The sequence below is a fragment of the Roseobacter sp. CCS2 genome, from assembly GCF_000169435.1.
GTDB lineage: Bacteria > Pseudomonadota > Alphaproteobacteria > Rhodobacterales > Rhodobacteraceae > Yoonia.
Genome location: NZ_AAYB01000002.1, coordinates 453,250 through 467,853, shown reverse-complemented (window position 1 = coordinate 467,853; position 14,604 = coordinate 453,250). Strand labels below are relative to the sequence as shown.

Sequence of the window (14,604 nt, the reverse complement as noted above, 5' to 3'; positions counted from 1 at the left end):
TCACACGACAACCATTTGTGCGCGCCGTTAACCAATGGGCACGCCTGCTTCAGTCCTCATTCATTGTGATTAATTAAAGGTTAACTCCTTTATGGTGTTTTGGGGGTGATGGATCAGAACACCCAAGGCTCGGTTTGACATGACGCAATACGATAAAATGACTGGGCCGGGGGCGCGCGACGGCTTGATTACCGGGGCAGATCATATTCCCACCCTCGCCATCGGCGCAATGCTCAAGGCTGTGTGGCATGGCAAATGGCTGATCTTCTGGGTCACGGTGCTGATGATCACTTTATCCGGGTACTACAGCTTCCGGGTGGCATCCCCGCAATATGTGGCCACAGCAACGCTGCAACTGGACACGGCTGCCGAACCCGGAGGCAGCTTGCAACAACAGCCAACCGTGGATGAAGCGGCGCTGAACACCAAGGTCGCGTTGGTAACATCTGACGCCGTATTAACACAGGTTATCGCAGAGCTGGATTTGCTATCGGACCCTGAACTGAACCGCTATCTGACCGCGCAATCGCCCCTGTCCTTGCGAAACTTACGCACACAAGTACGCCATCTTCTGGCTGGCACCACGACACAAACACCAGATCAAGCTGCTGTTCACGACAAGACAATCCAGAACCTGCGCGCAAAACTTATGGTTTCACGCAGACCCAATACCTACATTTTACACATAGTGGTGCGCAGCAGTGATCCCGAAAAAGCGGCCTTGCTGGCGAATACGACAGCAGCAAGCTATCTCGCGCATACGCAAACCCTCGATGCCCAAGCGCGGGATGAGGCGCAAGTCTGGCTGCAATCGCGCGTCACCACCTTGCGCAGCCAGCTTGAAACGCAAGAGATGCAAATCGCAGCGCTCATCGCGACCGCCCAACTGCAACAAGACCGCGGTTTAGATACGCTTAGCGCGCAGGTGCTTGGTGCGGATCAGAACCTTACCGAAGCACGTAACACGCTCGCCCTGCTGGAAATTGCCTCTGACAGTGGATCAGCCCGGAACCGCGCCGAAATTGCACAGATGCACAACAAAATCAGCGATATTGCATCACTCAAGGAACGGCTCAGCGCACAATTGTCAGCGCAGTCTGCCGGCTTGGCCCAATTGCACCAACTGCAATTGCAAACGGACGCAACCCGCCAGCTTTATCAGATGTTTCTGGGGCGACTACACGAGAACCGGATGCAACAAGGGCTGGGTACGCCGCAGTCACTGCGCGTTGCACCCGCCACACACGGGGTCTACATTGGTCCGCGCAAGACATTGATCCTGACAATCGCGGCACTCTTGGGAATCGCCATCGGCGTCATGGTGATTGTCGTGCGTCACAATACGCGCAAGGGGATCATAGATGCCCGTGACCTGCGCGACGCCACCGGCCTGCCTGTTCTGGCGCAATTCTCGACAGGTGCACTCAGGACGCTACGCAAGGGACGACAGGCGTTCGCCCGACTGCCAAAATCGGAACTGTCGCATGCCGCACATGGGCTTTATACCGCCCTTACCCTGACAACGCGGGCAACGTCAGCACAAGTGATCCTGTCAACCTCCAGCATGCAATCTGAAGGAAAAACGGAACATGCGCTGCTGTTGGCGCAGGCCATCGCCCACACCGGAAAACGCGTCCTCATCCTTGGTGCGGATGGATATGACAAGCAATTAAGGACATATCTGGCAAGTGACGTACTGCAAGCGGCCAAAGCAGGTTGGAACAATAGCGCAGAAAATGCGCATATCGCGGCTTTTGGATCCGATGTCCTGATGATCGAAGACGCGCAAGGACCACTGACCGCAGACAATCTTGCAGCACGGCTTGATATCCTTAGACAACGCTATGACCACATCATCATAGACGGACCGCCAATTCTGCATGGTCCATTGGCGCGATTGCTTGCAAGCCATGTTGATGCGATTATTTACGCAGTCCACTGGTCCAAGACCCCAAAAGAACTTGTAGAGCGTGGGTTGGAGGCATTGGAAGATATCGGTCGCCCAGCGACAGGGCTGATCCTGTCAAAAGTCAATCTGCGCAAGATGCGAAAGCTGTCGAATGACCCCTGCGTCAGCATCCTGCAGACCACATCTGCTGTTTAACGGGGGCCGCCAAAGCAGCCCCCGCCATTAGATCAATTCACGACTGACAAAACGTGACGATTGTAGAAATGTACAATGTCGCCACTTTGTAAGGTCAGTTCGCCCTTCGGGCTGGCACAGATATAGGCCTTGGCGGGCCAATCTGTAGAACCGCTTGCGGTGCGCCCATCAATATTGGGCAAAACAAACGCATCAAACTTATCCAACCGGTTGCCATCGACAGGCAATGCACCTGCTTCATGACCATAGACAAAATCAACCACAGGCGTGCTGCCGCTTAACCCAAGCCTTTGTACCATTGGAAAATCAACCTGATCATCCACCTGCCCGGTATAATCCGACAGCGTGACAACCGTGCCCGACCCAGCGGTCAGCGTATCAACCACCGTCGATGCGGTCTCACTTTCCCAGCGCACAAAGGGCAACATACCCACGTAAAGCCACTCCACATTCATAGAGGCCACGGTCACATCGACCTGCATGCTGTGATGAATACTGCCCGGCGTGATATTGCGGCTGGTTTGACAATTGGCCAGCGGGCCACTGCCGCCGGTTTGCCATGTGGTCGCTTCGACAATTGAAATCTGCTTGCCAACAGTCAGGCCATTGCCCGCCATCTCAGGCACCCACGGAACACCATCTACAGCAATCACTTGGGACACCAAGGCGTCATGACCGTGCGTCTGGCCACCTACCTCGATCACATCACCGCCAACATCAAGACGGGTGGCGTATTCGCGTTCAGAGGCATAATCGATGATCGTGAATTCCGGATATGTCGGGCGGTTGTCCGCACGCCAATCCATGGCACCATCAGAACCAATTCCGCTGACATGGGTTGGACCAGTCGCGCCACTGGTAGCATTGGCGCGGGCAGCGTAATACATGCCACCAAACTCCACCTCATCACCCATTTGATAAGACCGGTTGGGCTGCCAGACAGGCGGCAGGATATGCGGGTCTTCAAGTGATCCGCTAATGGTCACAGCCTCAACCATAATTGCACCGCCGCCGGGGGTCGCAGCGCCACCAAAGCGTAAACGCACATCGTGCTCGCCGGTCAGCCCGCTGGCCACTTTGATCGTTTGTCGGCGCGTCAGATCAGTCGGTGCATAACTAGAAAAGGCCTTGAAACCCAGTCCAGCCGGATCAGTGATTTCGTTGACCAAAGTCTGCGTGCCATCAATCTCGACCTTGACGTATCCGCCACTGGTGCGACCGGTATAGTTGATCCACAGATCATAGGGCCGATCGCGGTTGACCTGCACAGTGGCGCTTGCACCGGCTGATCCGGTACTGATCGCACGATTGCCGGTATAGCTGGCCGCGCGGCCCGACCCGGACGTTTGCAATTGCGACCAACTACCGGTCAGGCTCATGGCACCGACCGGATAGACATTGCGCAATTCTGTCAGCTGCGTTTCACGCCACGACAACCGGGTGCCGGCATCCTGCTGGTCAAGACGCAGCCGGGCGGCATGATGCGGCCCGACTTCCGTCCAGATCGTCAAACCACCATCAAGACCGGGGGCAAGGGCCACAGAACGCCCCCCGCCATATCCAAAGAAAGATGCCAGCGGGCGGGGCACAGGCGCACGGCCCGCCCCCACCCCCGGCGAAAGCTCAAAACCAATCATGCTTAGTACCACGCAACCAATTGCGCGGTTGTGCCCGTCGCCATCACGCGGGTCGGACGGATTGACAAAATGCTGCCAGCCGCCAAGTCATATGTGACGGCTTCGCCATCATTGTCTTGCAATACAGCTGTGCCCGCCGCATTCACATAAATCGCCCGTGGGCGAACCGGCAAATCGGCGCCATCGGACGGGACAATCATATAGTGGGCTACAGCGGGCGACGTCAGGTTTACATAGTCGGTGTCAAAGGGATCAGGCATTCTGGGTCTCCAGTTAGGAATGATCCCACATCCTTAAAAGCCAGAACTTACCAACCACTTTGGCAACAGTGCGTCAGACCACGCAACACCGGCGCACAAAGCAATACCCTAACGGCCTTTGCGCGCCAGGATCACGCACAGTGTTCGCCAGGCAATCCATAAATCAAACCGAAAACTCGCATGCATCTCATAGTGAAGGTCCGCGGCAACCTTGCGCTTCACACCCTCCCTGCCATCCACATAACCGACTTCAGTCTGCGCGTAGCCGCTGATGCCAGGCATCATCTGCTGACGTGCCGCATATCCCGGCACCGTGTCCAGATACACGCAGGCATGATCATATAAATCAGGACGTGGGCCAATAATGCTCATCTCACGGCGTAAGACATTGATAATCTGTGGCAGTTCATCAATGCGCAACCGGCGCAACACACGGCCCATGCGGGAAATACGATCCTGCTCCAACGCATCATACGCCCCTCGGGCTAAAGCCATCGCTGGCTTCATGGTGCGAAACTTAAACGCGCGAAAAGGTGCACCACCGCGGCCCATACGGCGCTGATAGTACATTAACGAACCACGGTTGAAAAAAGGATTGATCATCAAAAGGACGAGCGCCGCTAAAGCCAGAACTGGCAGCAGCAAGGCTGAAATTGCAACATCAAAGAACCGCTTTGAAAATGGGACGCCTATGCCTTCAGGACGACCGCCGCAGTTTCGCGCGCGGGCCTCATCAAGCCCGAAAGTGTTTTCATCAAAATGCAACAAGGTGGCAAGCAATCCCAAAGCAACGGCCCGACCTTGGGTCCGCCTTCAGGGCTCACTGTGGTGCGTATCAGTTAATGTCGAATTAATGACGATCAGTCATTCAAGAAAAACGCCAAAGAGCGCGCTGAAAACTAAAAAATTGACCGTTTGCGGCGACATACAATCGAAGGAAGCGATCTGACATCTCGACCTACCTATCCCATGCCGCGATGAGGAAAGGTAAGATGATAACATCATTGGGTGTGTCGCGGCTCGTGATGTGTGACAAAGGATGTGCTGCACGTGCAAAAGCGAAGCGCCTGTATCGTCAAAGCCGACCTTCGTGCAAAGTGCAACAAAATCGAGGGCTAGATGACTGGGTTGCGGACCAATCCCGACCTTGGATTTTCGGCCTTCGCTGACGCAGCATGTCTTCGCATCTGCAGCATGCTGGTTGTCGCATCGCGGCGCAGGTCGCCAATCCGGTCATTCGCGGGTGATGATTTTGCGTGAACTGAGACTGCACTTTCGCCGCAAGCCGGTCAAACCAACGAGTCGCGGGACAAAGCCGCCAACCATCGTATCAGGTTGAATGTCCGCCATTCGATTTGCGTCAACATTCTCTAACTTGGAATACCTGAACAATCAGACATGGCGCAGCGAACCCGCCTTAATAATAACAGTATCTTACGATATCTAAACTGCTTTAAGAAACAGGCGATTCACGCGGGAGTAGTATAATTGGCAATTCGTTCATTCACCGGCTATCTGCTTTCAGAGCTTGGAACAAACACGCAAGCACCAAATACGGGCGAGACCTTCAACATCGGCGGGGCGGGCGTCAATCCACTCAATATCGTGATTCAAGACGATGACGCGGATACAAACATTGGCGGTGATACAACGAACGAGGCGAGCAGTGACGCCAACCAGTTCATTTTTGCTGAACAGGGGGGCGCACTTCTTTCCGGCGGTGCGCTGAATGGCGAACAGTTCTATCTGGAAGCGACTTTTACTTTCACAATCGCTGGTGATCCTACGGTCTATACAGGATATTCTTTTGAAGGTGACACCAGCGGTGTCGATTTCATTATCCTGCCACCAGATGTTCCACCAGGTTTAGCAACGGTCACGGGACGCGATTTTAACCCCGATCCCAACAGCGTCGACTACGATGCACTTGCATCGGGTGATGAGACGGTTTCCGAAGCAACGCCATCTGGTCTCGACCTCAGTGGTGATGACCTGATCATCGCAGGTGCTGGCGAGGACACGATCAATGCCGGGGGCGGCGCAGACGAGGTTGATGCGGGTAGCGGAAACGACACCGTCGAAGGTGGTGACGGCAACGACCAGATCGTTGGCAATGCTGGCAGCGATACACTGAACGGTGGCGACGGTGATGACATTATCCGTGGTGACAGCGTGCCCCAAAGTTCTGACTTTGCGTCGCTTCCTGACCCGAGCGGTGATGGATCAGCTATCGATGATGGTGATGATCTCAGCGGTGGTGTGTCCTACACGTCAGGTGGTGTGCAAGTCGACATCACGTTTGAAGATGACGGCCAATCGACCGGATTTGACTATAACAACAGCGACGCACAAAACTCTAGCGGTCTGAATGACGGTCAAGACGTCAGCGACAATGCGATCCTTTTAGGTGGTTCGGGCGGTGGTAACACGTCAACAACGACAATCGATTTCAGTTCCAGCGATGCTGGCTTTGAGGGCGAGGTTACAAATGTAAACTTCAAACTAAACGATATCGACGAAGCGACTGGATCTTGGCGCGACACTGTTACGATCACAGCATTTGATGCAGATGGCAACCCGGTTGAAGTTACGCTCACCGGTGGTGCAAACCATACCCTCACGGACACCGATGGCGTTGCTGGCAATGACACGGCAACAGCGAATTTGGGGACAGGGAACCAATTACCCAGCACTGATGCTGCGTCGTTGCTTGTCGAAGTTGCGGGCCCCGTTTCGTCAATTGTAATTAACTATGGGAACCTTGGGTCCGGTGGTCAGCGGATTGATCTCACTGAAATTCACTACGACACGGTTCCAGTCGAAGATACGGCCGACGGCTCAAATGATATTATTGATGGTGGAGCTGGCAACGATATTATCTACGGCGATCGCGGCGATGACGATATCGAGGGTGGTAGCGGCAACGACGACATTGACGGTGGTACTGGCAATGATGAGATTGAGGGCGGTATTGGCGACGATAGCATCGATGGCGGCGCTGGTGATGACGTTTTGGATGGTGGTGCAGGTGTAGATACCGTTGAGGGTGGTTCTGGCGACGATGAAATTAGGATCAGTGCGGGCACCGATACAATTTCTGGCGGAGCTGGCACAGACACCTTCACTGCGGAAGATGGCACGTCCCTGACCGGCGAAACGATTGAGGTCGCTGTCGATGGTACTGGGACAGGTACCATCGACAAAACCAATGATGGCACGACCGATACCGTTGAAGATGTCGAAGTGTTCATCGCCGATGAAGATCCTGCAGAAGCTGACCGTTTCACATACACCGGCACGGACCTAACCCGCAGCGACATCACTGGAATTGATGACGCAGCTATCGGCACATTCACGCCTGATGGTGGTGGCGCACCCGTTGCATTTGGGGGGCCGGGACAACCGACACTTAGCCAGCTTGTATCCGGTACATTTGATCCGGGCACGGGGGTCATCAAGCCCGTTGGTGACTTTGTAATCACTGGCGGCGTTGAAGACGGTACGCTAGGTGGCATAGAGTTCCAAAACTTCGAAACTATCGAATTCTCAACTGTAGTTTGTTTTGCTGAAGGCACGTTGATCAAAACGGATCAAGGCCTACGCCCGATTGAGTATCTACAAGTTGGTGATCTTGTTGCAACTCTTGACAATGGCGCTCAACCAATCCGTTGGATTGGTCGGCGTTTTGTGACGGTGGCCAATCTAGAAGCAAAACCTAACTTGCAGCCAATCCGGATCAAAGCGGGCACGCTTGCTGACGGTGTGCCATCGAAGGACCTGATCGTATCGCCTCAACACCGTATCTTTGTGAAATCAAAGATTGCGATCAGGATGTTTGACACAGACGAGGTATTTGTACCAGCCAAACACCTGCTGGGTCTTGATGGGGTCGAGGTTGCTACCGACCTCAAGACAGTCACTTATATCCATGTGATGTGTGACGATCATGAGATCATCAAAGCAGATGGTGCATACGCCGAGACGCTGTACACGGGAACAGAGGCCATGAAAGCGATGTCTCTAGCAGCCAGACAAGAGATTGATGAGATATTTGGCGATCTAGCGTACATCAACCGTCCCCTCGCGCGAATGACACCTAAAGGGAAAATGGCGAAGAAACTTGTCGAACGACATGTGAAGAACAACAAGCAACTGTGCTAAGCTCTACAACGCTAAGGGTGTTGAGCGCCAAAGCTGGTGGATTCGGACGGCGGCGGCGTAGCACCTTACAACATTCACTCAACAGATAAGCAGTCATTCGTGCAAATTGCAGCATCTAGCACTTTGGGCTCAAGTCAGCCTTCGCCGCGCGGATCACGGGTGACCGGTTTGAGTAACAGACCCGTTCGCTGCGCGGCGCATGAATTGGTAAGATGCGGACAGAGCAGACCTTTACTCGAAGACCATTTCGACAATGTGTTTCACGATTTTTTGCCCGCCTTGATTGGATGGTTCGATTGGCGACACCACCGAAAAGTCGTTAGGCTCCGTGCACACTTCTTGCAAATGAAGCACCGGAATACCCTGAGCACTTGCTTCTGCCACAATGACCTCGTTGAATTTACCGATAGCGAGCGGTGCAAACTGCCGCCAAACGGGATCTTCAAACGGTACCGCCGTGTAAATTGTGCACACATATACCTTCAGACCGGTTGCCTTCGCAGCATCGAGCATAAGCTTATAGTCCGACGTGAATTCAGCCAGTGGAACGGAAAGGAGGGCGTCTAAGTCATTGACATGCTTTATTTTCGAAAGAAGCGCGGAATGAAAACGCGCGTCGTTACCACCAACACTCACGATCAGGTCAGTTGCGTTCGAAGGTAAGTCGACGATTTGGTCTTTAACATGCCTAATACAATCACCATCGACGGCGACTTTGGATGCCGAGCAAGCCGCTGGCAGTGTACAGCGCAATTGTTCAATCACGCCAGCTTCACCCAAAACGTAACCGTCGTTGTCAAAAATTGAGTCTCCGGCCAGAACTAAATGCTTGGATACCATGTCGACGTCCTCCTAAGGGCTACTGGCTGGAACAAAATGCGCCGCAAAGCCCAATGGAGAAAATCGTTGGGAAGGTCAATCTGGGCTCAAACCGGACATCTGACGCTTTCGGTCGGGTTCACCGCATCCAAAAGTGGCACCAACGACAGCTAAGCGGGACAAACTCGGCCTTATGTATCAAACGCACCAACAACATACCTTATAAAAACAAGGCTGTGAATCCATAATGCGGATATGCAGAACACCATACACGGACTAATCAAAAAACGCGGCGAGATAGCGGGCCAGCACAAGGTTGCGCTAAAGGCCGCTGACGCTCTCAAAGCCGATCTGGACGCCATAGACCGCGCTCTGGTGCTGTGTGGCTATCAGAACGACCCTAAGGGGATAGCGCCGCGTGGGAAGTACAAACAGCTATTCGGGCGGAATGAGTTGAAGCTAATGACACGCGACAGGCTTCGGCAAGGTGCGGCGGATGATGAAGCCATCGCTGCCGCTATAATCGATTGTAAGGGCTGGGATGCTGAAAATGCATTGCGGGCTGACGTTCTAAAGCGGGTACGTGATGCGCTGCAACGCCAGCAGAAAGACGGGCACGTGGTGCAGGATTTTGGGCCCGATGGGTGTCTGTGGAGGCTGACCCAATGATGGGCCAGCACCATCCTATTCGGCAGCGTCTTTTTTTGGCAGCAAGTAAGGTAGATACTCAAGCGCCTTTGGGTCTTTCCCTTGAAAGTAGTTGAGCGCCTTGCTGGGGAGCCAAACCTCAAAGAAATGCGCCCTAAACGCCGGAAGTAGATCATTAGGATAAGCTTTCGGGTATACTACCCGCCCATCTTCAAAGTCATGGCGGTACGTTGGCAATGAGTCCGTGTCTACGTGTAGGTCATCACGCAAAAACTTGCAGAACATCTTACCTTCCGAAATGTCAGGTAACAGATTTTCCGGCAAGACATAGCCGCGAGACTCCATTGGCCCGATTAGCCCAATCATCATCTCCTGAAGCATTGACCAGTGGCCATATGGTACGTTTTGCATGTTGGTTGTGTAGCGCTTTAGGTGATAGCTGTACCCGCTTTGCGTACCTTGCCCACTCAGCCAATCGTACACCCACTTGCTCACCTTTACGGCAAATTCAGGTGATAGCCATTGAGCCAAGTGTATGGCCACTTGCGGATGTACCCAAGTCCCCTGAACGCGCGGGTCGCCACCTTTTACAGACTTCACCAATTCCGATATCGGAATTCCGATATCGCTCTCTAAAGCCAACAGGAACGCCTTGTTTCCCGCATTTTCGCGATAGTGACCCCACATTTTACCAGCAATGCGGCACATTGCAGTGGCATTGATATAGCCATCTGTAGCCCGTTGCTGAACAGGCGAACCCTGCACCTCATGTTCAATAAGCTTCATTGCGTACTGCATCGATACGTCCTTTCCGGACCCTGTGCGCTGCAATACAGCCTTGACGGCCCTTGATTCTAAGGGCTATCAACAAGTACCGTGAGTGGTGGTCGCGTAGCAGCGCGATTTAAGAAAAAGCCGGGGTGGGTTTTACTAGAACCCATCCGGCCACTCACGTATCAACTACTAGCGGAATTCTGCCCATAACGCGAGTCCTTCTTTGTTCTTCCGCATGCGTGCCTTAATTTTGACGCATTCTTGACTTTCTGCAATTAAGCCGCCCGCTGCCAATAACCTTTCCAGTTGCGGCTTACAGGCGCGCCCATCGCGTCAGACGCAACGATATGTGCCAATGTGCCGTTGTCAGTGCGGCGGTTGTCTTCCAGCCATGCGGAGTGGTTTGCATACTGGTGCAGGTACTTGGGGCTAACGCCGTGGTGCTGGCCTTCGATCATGTTGCGCAGGCGGCTAAAGAAGCTTTCCACCATGTTGGTGTGCTTGCCGTGGTCGCTGTAAATCTCGCTGTGGTTCACACGATTAACCATCCAGCCATCATGCAGCGTATCCCAATGGGACGCTTCATCGGCTGACATAGTGGCTGTGCGGCTGACGTTCTCTACAGCCAGTGCAACGCCTTCACCCTCGCCCATAGCGACGAATGGTAGTGTGCGGCCCTGACGCTCACGCATTGCAACCACAACGCGGCGCTTGCCTGTCTGATTGCGCTTAAGGCGACGGTCTACGCGGTCAGCCTTGGCGTTGGCGGGGCGGATGTGACCGCCGAAGTATGCGCCATCAATCTCAACATGACCGTCCAGCACTTCGCCAGTGTGAACCTCAGTTGCCATAGCTTCGCGTAGTTTGTGCGCCAGAACGAAAGCCGTTTTGTATTGGCAATCCAGATCACGCGACAACTGCACCATGCTCATGCCCTTGGATGCGTTCACGATCAGGAAAATCGCGGCCAGCAGGTCTACAAAGTCCATCTTGCGCGACGCAAAGATTGTGCCGGACGTGACGCTAAACTGGTGCGCACATGCCTTGCACTTAAACTTGCGGCGCGTAGTGATGTTGTATGTCTCGTCATGGCCGCACTGTGGGCAAACAGCTTCGCCATCTGTCTCAGGCCACCGCATTTCGCAGAACGTCGCATGCGCTGCATCTTCGCCAGCTTTGTAGATGCTGCGAAGGCTAAGTGTGCGTGATGCCGCTGAGAGAAGAAAGTGCTGTGCCATTGTATCTACCGTGATTACTTATATCACATATATAGTACATACAGGTACGGTTTACAATATAAAATATCACGAATATAGTGCATTTATCATTTCTGGAGTGACAAATGCCTGAGCAGAACGAATGGGAAACCAAAGCGGCCAACATCCTAAAGGCCGAACTAAAGTTGAAAGGCGTTAGCTATGCACAACTTGCAGAGTTAATCGGTGACAAAGAACCCAACGTTCGCAACAAATTGAGTCGTGGAAAATTCAGTGCGGCATACATGTTGCAGTGCATGTCTGCGATTGAAGCTACTGAGGTGAGACTTTAGATTCCTCAATCCGCTTTTCACGCTCCCATTGATATACCAAGTTAATGATTGACCCGCCGAGGTCCCTTACCCCACGCGGGTTCTTGGCACGAATGTACGGTTCAACAGCAGCTATGTACCGGGTCGAGATTTCGAAGAATAGGTCTTCGTCTACCATTATCTGCGGGCTAGGTATGCCATCTTCTGGTGCCATATTTCTTTCCGAAAGATACATTAAAAGCGCGTAAAATCCTGAGAAGGACTCTTGCCCGATTGTAGAGAAGCCATCTTCAACTTCATCCTTTCGGGCAATATCGCCAGCTATCAAAATCTTGATGCGGTGTATCTCGCTCTCCAAGAATGCCCAATCAATTTCTTTTTCTGAATCGCCCATTCGAGCCGAAACTTTTTGCCCCCAATAGTGAATCCATATTCCGGCACCAAGGCCCATAGCCAAGGTTAACACGGCAGTATTTTCCGACACCCAGTTCATAACTGGCCCCGCCAATGTTTCCGTATCCCACCCCAAGCGATCAAATAAGGCTTCATAGAACGGCTCACCGAACATTGCGGTGAACGGGGCAAGAAATAGGAATACACCAATGATGCGGAGATATGACATGGCTTCCAAAGTTGCACGGGACTATGCGGTTGTGGAGTCCTAATCATCCCTCACACCCTGCTTGGTGCGTTTGATACATAAGGCCGGACAAACTGTACATTCACTGCATTTACACTAATGACCGCTTTGGCATTTTATGCCACAGAGACTAATTGTGGAATGGGTGAAGATCACTTCAAGGGCCGCTATGGACAATCTTAGCAGTCCAAACGGTCTTGATGTTAGGGCCAGGTTCGTTTTCAAGGTCTTCACAGCTTCCGTAGGTGGCGATTTGGCGGGCCGTACTGATGACTTCGCCAGTCAACTGCGGAGTGGTAAAGTGAAATCGAACGTGATTTTCGCCTGTGCTGACTTCGGTCAACGAAACGGGGCCAACGCGACCTCGCTCGGCCAAAGACTTCAATACAGTGAGGTCAGCAACTTGGGCGGGCGGCGATAGGTGGGATGCGCCACGATACTTTGGCAGGTATGGAACACCGTTTGTGGCGGCATCAATCAAATGTACCGCATCGCTGACGCCGACCCGTCCGTATTTATGCAGTTGCGGAAACACGAGGACGCTGGCGGACAAACGGCATCCGCCAAGATGGGTAATTTCCCAGACTGAAACGCGGCTGTCGGCAGCGGTAGCGAGCGCTTTGTAGCTGGCAAACCCAAACTTGGCACAACAGCGGTCGTGTTTTCCGTGGGTGCAGCAGGTTATGACGGGTTTGGTTAAGGGGTGCGGTGCCAGTTCAACGGTATTCCCAGAGGCAATGTCACGGATCAGACGAGGCAAATCATCGGGTGAAACATCAAAGGCGACCGCATCTGGAAACAGGTAGACCCACAGTGTTTCGCCCGAATAGGGTTTGCGGTCGATCAGGTTCACCCGCCATCCCAGTTCGACGCTTTCGTCGATTGCGACGATCAGATCATCGGACATACCAGCCGCGGTGCGCAATGAGTGTTTCCAATGGCGTTTGGGCCACTGGATTAGAATGTTGCGGACTTGATGCGCACCCCAACCTGCCAAGGGTTCGCCTTCCGCACGGCGAAATCCGTGCAGAAAACGTGTTTGTTCGACTGCTTCGTCATTGCACCGCAGCGACGCTTGGGCGGCCACCAACATGCGTGACCATGTAGTAAATCTGACGCTGCAAGCTGCCAAAGTCCGTGCCTGTGGAATGTTCACGTGGCAATACAATGTAGCGGCCCTCGGCGTAGGATGTCAGCACATCGCACCACGTTGGGAAAATGCCGTTAAGCTTTTCTATGGCACTGCTCGGTTGATCCAGATACGCGACCGAGAACGTATCGATGATCTAGTCGGCCTGAAGTTGCGGCAACACTTCGGCGCTGACTTCTTCACCCCAAATGACGCCACGGTCCACTTGGTCTTGTGCGAACGCCGTGCGCACCATGCCCAGTTCTTCAAGGGTCTGTGTCAGACCACCGTAGCCTGCAAAGACGTTGAGTGTTCCATCATAGCCCTGAATTTTGGAATAGGTCGCGCCCTGAAGCTGCGGCAACCAAGCACGGGCCTGTTCGACCAGCGCATTGTGGCGGGCGAGTTCAAATTCGAAAGTGTCAGTGCGACCGACAGCTTCGGCTAAGGCGCGGTAGCCCACAAAAGGTTCGTTGGTGCGAGGCAGAAGAACAATAGGGCCAACCAGTTCAAGCTTTTCGATATGATCGGCTTCGGCGTCTTCCCAAGCGATGATCAGGTCGGGGTTCAGCCCCGCCATCGCCTCATAATCCCATGCATTCCATTGGCCGATAGAGGTGATGCCAGAGTTTTCAAAGTCGAGGCCATAGAACAAATCCACCGCCCGCATATAAAGGTTTCCGTCGTCATCAGTATGGCTCATCGAGCCGACGACGGGGGCATCAAGTTCCAGCAGCAACAGCGTTACGGACTGGTCGTGCATCCCGATAATGCGTTCGGCCTGCATTCGGATTTCCACTGTGCGGCCCGCCGCATCGGTAATCGTGCGCATGTCCTGCGCGGTTGCATGTGTGCCAAGCAGAGCGAGGCAAATAGTTAAGATAAGTCTCATTGGTTTTCCTTT

General features: G+C 53.4%; 13 protein-coding genes. 4 read left to right on the top strand and 9 right to left on the bottom strand.

Annotated features, from left to right (window positions below; all coding sequences use genetic code 11):
• The first annotated feature begins 139 nt into the window (after positions 1–139).
• Entirely contained in the window at positions 140–2,104 is a 1,965-nt protein-coding gene (locus RCCS2_RS08930) for a GumC family protein (RefSeq protein ID WP_008233448.1), read from the top strand.
• 32 nt (positions 2,105–2,136) lie between these two features.
• Here the strand turns inward: RCCS2_RS08930 and RCCS2_RS08925 are convergent, their stop codons facing one another.
• From RCCS2_RS08925 to RCCS2_RS08915, 3 genes are all read right to left on the bottom strand, one after another.
• On the bottom strand, positions 2,137–3,741 hold the full coding sequence (locus RCCS2_RS08925) for a carbohydrate-binding protein (protein WP_008233447.1): 1,605 nt from the start codon (positions 3,739–3,741) through the stop codon (positions 2,137–2,139).
• A 2-nt stretch (positions 3,742–3,743) separates the two neighbouring features.
• Positions 3,744–4,001, bottom strand: coding sequence for a spike base protein, RCAP_Rcc01079 family (locus RCCS2_RS08920; RefSeq protein ID WP_008233446.1), 258 nt, complete (start codon positions 3,999–4,001; stop codon positions 3,744–3,746).
• A 108-nt stretch (positions 4,002–4,109) separates the two neighbouring features.
• Entirely contained in the window at positions 4,110–4,766 is a 657-nt protein-coding gene (locus RCCS2_RS08915; protein ID WP_156788512.1) for a sugar transferase, read from the bottom strand.
• A 723-nt stretch (positions 4,767–5,489) separates the two neighbouring features.
• Between RCCS2_RS08915 and RCCS2_RS08910 the strand changes: the two genes are divergently transcribed.
• A complete protein-coding gene (locus tag RCCS2_RS08910) occupies positions 5,490–8,162 on the top strand; it encodes a Hint domain-containing protein (protein WP_008233443.1) in 2,673 nt (890 codons plus the stop codon).
• 231 nt (positions 8,163–8,393) lie between these two features.
• Here the strand turns inward: RCCS2_RS08910 and RCCS2_RS08905 are convergent, their stop codons facing one another.
• Positions 8,394–9,002, bottom strand: a complete 609-nt coding sequence (locus tag RCCS2_RS08905) for an SGNH/GDSL hydrolase family protein (protein ID WP_008233442.1) — start codon at positions 9,000–9,002, stop codon at positions 8,394–8,396.
• A gap of 234 nt (positions 9,003–9,236) precedes the next feature.
• Between RCCS2_RS08905 and RCCS2_RS08900 the strand changes: the two genes are divergently transcribed.
• Positions 9,237–9,650, top strand: coding sequence for a hypothetical protein (locus tag RCCS2_RS08900; RefSeq protein ID WP_008233441.1), 414 nt, complete (start codon positions 9,237–9,239; stop codon positions 9,648–9,650).
• Positions 9,651–9,665: 15 nt separating this feature from the next.
• Here the strand turns inward: RCCS2_RS08900 and RCCS2_RS08895 are convergent, their stop codons facing one another.
• Positions 9,666–10,427, bottom strand: coding sequence for a KilA-N domain-containing protein (locus RCCS2_RS08895; protein ID WP_008233440.1), 762 nt, complete (start codon positions 10,425–10,427; stop codon positions 9,666–9,668).
• A 251-nt stretch (positions 10,428–10,678) separates the two neighbouring features.
• Entirely contained in the window at positions 10,679–11,641 is a 963-nt protein-coding gene (locus RCCS2_RS08890; protein WP_008233439.1) for an IS1595-like element ISRosp3 family transposase, read from the bottom strand.
• Positions 11,642–11,745: 104 nt separating this feature from the next.
• On the opposite strand from RCCS2_RS08890, the gene RCCS2_RS08885 reads away from it, so the two are divergent.
• Positions 11,746–11,952: a DUF6471 domain-containing protein gene (locus RCCS2_RS08885; protein ID WP_037293791.1), complete on the top strand. Its 207-nt coding sequence runs from the start codon at positions 11,746–11,748 to the stop codon at positions 11,950–11,952.
• Here RCCS2_RS08885 and RCCS2_RS08880 read toward each other — a convergent pair.
• The 3 genes from RCCS2_RS08880 to RCCS2_RS08870 all read right to left on the bottom strand — a co-directional run bounded on the left by RCCS2_RS08880 (position 11,933) and on the right by RCCS2_RS08870 (position 14,592).
• Positions 11,933–12,553, bottom strand: coding sequence for a hypothetical protein (locus RCCS2_RS08880; protein ID WP_008233438.1), 621 nt, complete (start codon positions 12,551–12,553; stop codon positions 11,933–11,935). The two genes, RCCS2_RS08885 and RCCS2_RS08880, sit on opposite strands and share 20 nt — an antisense overlap.
• 175 nt (positions 12,554–12,728) lie before the next feature.
• Positions 12,729–13,664 carry a sucrase ferredoxin gene (locus RCCS2_RS08875; protein WP_008233437.1) on the bottom strand — a complete coding sequence of 312 codons (936 nt, stop codon included), beginning with the start codon at positions 13,662–13,664 and terminating at the stop codon, positions 12,729–12,731.
• 193 nt (positions 13,665–13,857) lie between these two features.
• Positions 13,858–14,592, bottom strand: coding sequence for an ABC transporter substrate-binding protein (locus RCCS2_RS08870; RefSeq protein ID WP_037293789.1), 735 nt, complete (start codon positions 14,590–14,592; stop codon positions 13,858–13,860).
• Positions 14,593–14,604: the final 12 nt, after the last annotated feature.

Bases quoted from the DNA above. Each gene is read 5' to 3' on its own strand.
- RCCS2_RS08870 (WP_037293789.1), bottom strand. From the start codon at position 14,592: ATGAGACTTATCTTAACTATTTGCCTCGCTCTGCTTGGCACACATGCA.
- RCCS2_RS08895 (WP_008233440.1), bottom strand. From the start codon at position 10,427: ATGCAGTACGCAATGAAGCTTATTGAACATGAGGTGCAGGGTTCGCCT.
- RCCS2_RS08875 (WP_008233437.1), bottom strand. From the start codon at position 13,664: ATGTTGGTGGCCGCCCAAGCGTCGCTGCGGTGCAATGACGAAGCAGTC.
- RCCS2_RS08880 (WP_008233438.1), bottom strand. From the start codon at position 12,553: ATGTCATATCTCCGCATCATTGGTGTATTCCTATTTCTTGCCCCGTTC.
- RCCS2_RS08905 (WP_008233442.1), bottom strand. From the start codon at position 9,002: ATGGTATCCAAGCATTTAGTTCTGGCCGGAGACTCAATTTTTGACAAC.
- RCCS2_RS08920 (WP_008233446.1), bottom strand. From the start codon at position 4,001: ATGCCTGATCCCTTTGACACCGACTATGTAAACCTGACGTCGCCCGCT.
- RCCS2_RS08900 (WP_008233441.1), top strand. From the start codon at position 9,237: ATGCAGAACACCATACACGGACTAATCAAAAAACGCGGCGAGATAGCG.
- RCCS2_RS08890 (WP_008233439.1), bottom strand. From the start codon at position 11,641: ATGGCACAGCACTTTCTTCTCTCAGCGGCATCACGCACACTTAGCCTT.
- RCCS2_RS08930 (WP_008233448.1), top strand. From the start codon at position 140: ATGACGCAATACGATAAAATGACTGGGCCGGGGGCGCGCGACGGCTTG.
- RCCS2_RS08925 (WP_008233447.1), bottom strand. From the start codon at position 3,741: ATGATTGGTTTTGAGCTTTCGCCGGGGGTGGGGGCGGGCCGTGCGCCT.
- RCCS2_RS08885 (WP_037293791.1), top strand. From the start codon at position 11,746: ATGCCTGAGCAGAACGAATGGGAAACCAAAGCGGCCAACATCCTAAAG.